This window comes from Salmonella sp. 741265055_HSA (assembly GCF_046569525.1).
Lineage (GTDB): Bacteria > Pseudomonadota > Gammaproteobacteria > Enterobacterales > Enterobacteriaceae > Salmonella > Salmonella enterica.
Genome location: NZ_JBKFSQ010000075.1, coordinates 1 through 3,307, shown reverse-complemented (window position 1 = coordinate 3,307; position 3,307 = coordinate 1). Strand labels below are relative to the sequence as shown.

General features: G+C 39.7%; 4 protein-coding genes. 3 read left to right on the top strand and 1 reads right to left on the bottom strand.

Going from position 1 to position 3,307, the window contains the following annotated elements; genetic code table 11:
• The coding region (gene mobQ, locus ACLD4K_RS21795) for a MobQ family relaxase (RefSeq protein ID WP_411012492.1) at window positions 1-979 on the bottom strand (979 nt) is incomplete at its 3' end.
• A gap of 644 nt (window positions 980-1,623) precedes the next feature.
• On the opposite strand from mobQ, the gene ACLD4K_RS21790 reads away from it, so the two are divergent.
• From ACLD4K_RS21790 to ACLD4K_RS21780, 3 genes are all read left to right on the top strand, one after another.
• The gene (locus ACLD4K_RS21790) at window positions 1,624-1,929 is read left to right on the top strand and encodes a conjugal transfer protein TraD (RefSeq protein WP_411012491.1); all 306 of its coding nucleotides are present in this window, start codon (window positions 1,624-1,626) and stop codon (window positions 1,927-1,929) included.
• A 391-nt stretch (window positions 1,930-2,320) separates the two neighbouring features.
• On the top strand, window positions 2,321-2,878 hold the full coding sequence (bfpA, locus tag ACLD4K_RS21785; RefSeq protein WP_411012490.1) for a type IV pilus major subunit protein BfpA: 558 nt from the start codon (window positions 2,321-2,323) through the stop codon (window positions 2,876-2,878).
• Window positions 2,879-2,929: 51 nt separating this feature from the next.
• The coding region (locus ACLD4K_RS21780; protein WP_411012489.1) for a type II secretion system protein at window positions 2,930-3,307 on the top strand (378 nt) is incomplete at its 3' end.

Here is a 3,307-nt window from a genome sequence, read left to right as displayed (position 1 = left end):
CTTTGCTGACCTTATTAGGATCTCGGTAAGACTTTGCTGCTGGTCTTCTGCTTATGGCTGGTGTCGTCATAACCGACTGCGGTTCTTTTGTTGTCGGGTAGTCAGGGATCACGATTTCTTCTGGTTCAGCAAGATGTGTAATCGTAAAGCTTCTGACATCAACAACGATCTCTAGTGGTAGCTCACTGAATGTGTTGTAGACCTTCTTCGCTTCCTTTAGTTGCTGATCACGTAAAGCTTGTTCTGCAGCTCGCTGTTCTTGTGACTCGGTGTCATTCCACTTGGCACGATGAACACGCTGCATTGCTGGACGGTTTGTTTCGGTTGCTTTGGCAAGCCAGAATGCTTTCTCTTCAGCGCTGAATGCTTCTTCTGCTTGGTTAAGAGCATCAGCACATTGCGACCTGAGAGAACGGTGATCGATACGTTCTTCACTGCCTGCGGTCTCAAGGTAGCTGTTTGACATCGTAGCCCACGACTCACGCCACTGAACAACCATCTTCTTATCATTCCAGCTTCTGTCTTTTTTACCAAAGCCAGCAGCGGTGATAGTTTTCAGGGTTAACATAACGTGAGCATGGGGATTCTTACCATCTAAATCGTGGAAAACGATATCAGCAATCATTCCTTTATCGACAAAGTTCTTCTGGCAGTATTCGGCAACTAATTTTTTCTTGTCATCATTGTTGAGTTCTACAGGGATAGCGACATCAAAATAACGGGCTGTTTGTCCGTTATTCTGACGTTCCACTCTTTCAACTTCATTCCAGAGTGCTGACGAGCTTTCAACAATATGAGCAGGGGCGGAAAAAGGTGCTAATATAATATGACCATGTAGATCTGTTCTGTGGCTGAAATCGAAAACCTGTCCAATGCGATCATCTGTAATACGTGTACGGGCATGGTAGGCAGCTTTCGCAACGGAAGTCATGCCCTCGCTTCGTTTCACAATTTTAAAATCCAGATGAAAAATCGCCATTAATAAATTAACCTCAAATAAAAGTAATGCTGTTAGTTTTTCGTAAGAAAAACTTCGGGGTTGACGTTGACCTTGGTTTTGCTTTTAGCCTGCGGCAGCAACCGTCGGTAGACCCCACACACTGCGTAGCAGTGTATAGGTGGGCATTGTCTTTAAAAAATAAGCCAATGTAAAAACTCCCCCCTTAGTTAATTAATACGAAATATATTGAATGTTGTAAAACAATACGCCGGATTAAGCGGCGCAATCTGGATTAAAGGTGTAGGTTTCACGTCTGAAGGACAAAATAGTAAAGAAAAGGCCCGTAAGGGCAAAAGAAGTATTAATTGTTCCCGCCGTAAGGCGGGGCCGATAAATTTGATGGAAATAGCAGATAAAACAGAGAGTGTTATGTGTTGCACAATTCACAGGTTGAGATTGAAAAATAGAGTTTAAAATTGACAGGTGAAAATAAAAACACAAATGCATAAAAATAAGTAACGCGGAGAGTGTCAGATGTTTTTGGTTAGTAAATACTATCACATGCGTTGCATAATTTTATTTATGTATGCTCCAAATTTATTTCTTCTGACAAAATGGTGTAAATTTGACGTTATTTATCTTTGTGATAATTAAATACGTATAAACAATAAGAGGTAATAACTATGGATAATGAAAGTAAAAGATCAAGAACAGAAAAAACATTAAAGCAGAAAGTAGCATTTGCTCAACTTGAACTTAACCGTCTTAAATCAATGGAGAAATCAGAACAAAAGAAAGTTGAAACAAGGCTCAAGATTATTCTTGGGGCGGAAGTGGCTAAGGCTATGAGTTGTGGTGTCGAACAGGTGGATAAGGAACTTGTTATGGGTATTTTACTTTCAGCATCTGAGTTGAATGATATTGAAAGAATAAAATATATAAAATCAGGGAGATGGTTTCTTGCGCAAATGGATGGAAGACAGAAATAAAAAGATTAAATAAATTTCATGACAGGGGTTGATATCTAATTAATATCTGTTATCTATATAAAAGAACAGAACGCTAAATAATCCTTTTGTTAATACTATTTTTTCCTTTTAACTCATGCGTTCTGTTCGACCAGTAAATGTTAATTTTTATGTTGTAAGCGTCATTATTACTTTTTCATCAGATATGATTAATATCCCATGAGAAAGTAATAACGATGAAAGTGTGATAAACAAAGTTGTTTTTAAATCTCCCAAAAGGCAAAGAGCGATCTTTGCCTTTTTCAATTCATCCGTCTATCAGATAGAGTTAAATATATCTTACGCCATCTATTGCCAGATATGAGATAAGCGTTATAACAGGAGGTATCATTAAAATAAAAAGGAGATAATAATGGTTTTATTAAATAATAAAAGAAAAAGCAAGAAAGGTTTCTCATTACTCGAATTATTACTTGTTCTGGGGATTATTGCCGCGTTAGTGGTAGCGGCTTTTATTGTGTATCCCAAGGTTCAGGCTTCACAAAGAGCTCAGGCCGAAAGTAATAACATTGCCACCATACAGGCAGGTGTCAAAGCACTCTATACGTCAGCATCAAGTTTTACCGGGCTAACGAATATCGTAGCTGTTCAGGCCAAAATCTTCCCTGACAATATGTTAAGTGGAACAGGTAATACAGCTAAACCTATCAATGCCTTCAAGGGTAATGTGGCACTCGCTGCTGCGGCTACAGGACCATCATCAGCGGCTGGTTCTTCTTTTACCATCACATACGATAATGTGCCAGCAGCGGAGTGTGTGAAGATTGCGACCGCAGCAGCAGGTAATTTTTACATTACTACGGTTGGATCCAAAGTTGTTAAAGCCGCAGGTGGAATGCTGGATGTGGCGGCTACGGCTTCAGCATGTAATAACGCTACAAGCAACACATTAGTATTCACATCTATTTAATGAAGAGGGCACTTGCCCTTCTTGGTTATTTTTTGAATGGGAGAGATAATTATGTTAAAGAAAAAAGGATTTACCTTACTGGAGGTCTCTATCGTTTTAGGTATTGGCACTCTTATTGCTTTTATGAAGTTTCAGGATATGAAAAAAGATCAGGAAACGGTTATGGCTGAAAACGTCGGAACACAAATAAAACAGCTTGGTGAGGCAGTTAACCGTTATATCAGTATCCGATACGACAAGGTTTCAACGTTGTCATCCACCAACAATCAGAGCAGCGATCCGGGACCAAGAACCTGTACGGCTAATGGGTGTGAAATCACTTACCAGACGTTAATTAATGAAGGGCTATTACCTGCGGGCTATACCGGAACAAACGTAAGCGTACAGCGCGAACCGTCTGGTCATAATCTGATGTATCCGACAAAGTGG

Bases quoted from the DNA above. Each gene is read 5' to 3' on its own strand.
- ACLD4K_RS21790 (WP_411012491.1), top strand. From the start codon at position 1,624: ATGGATAATGAAAGTAAAAGATCAAGAACAGAAAAAACATTAAAGCAG.
- bfpA (WP_411012490.1), top strand. From the start codon at position 2,321: ATGGTTTTATTAAATAATAAAAGAAAAAGCAAGAAAGGTTTCTCATTA.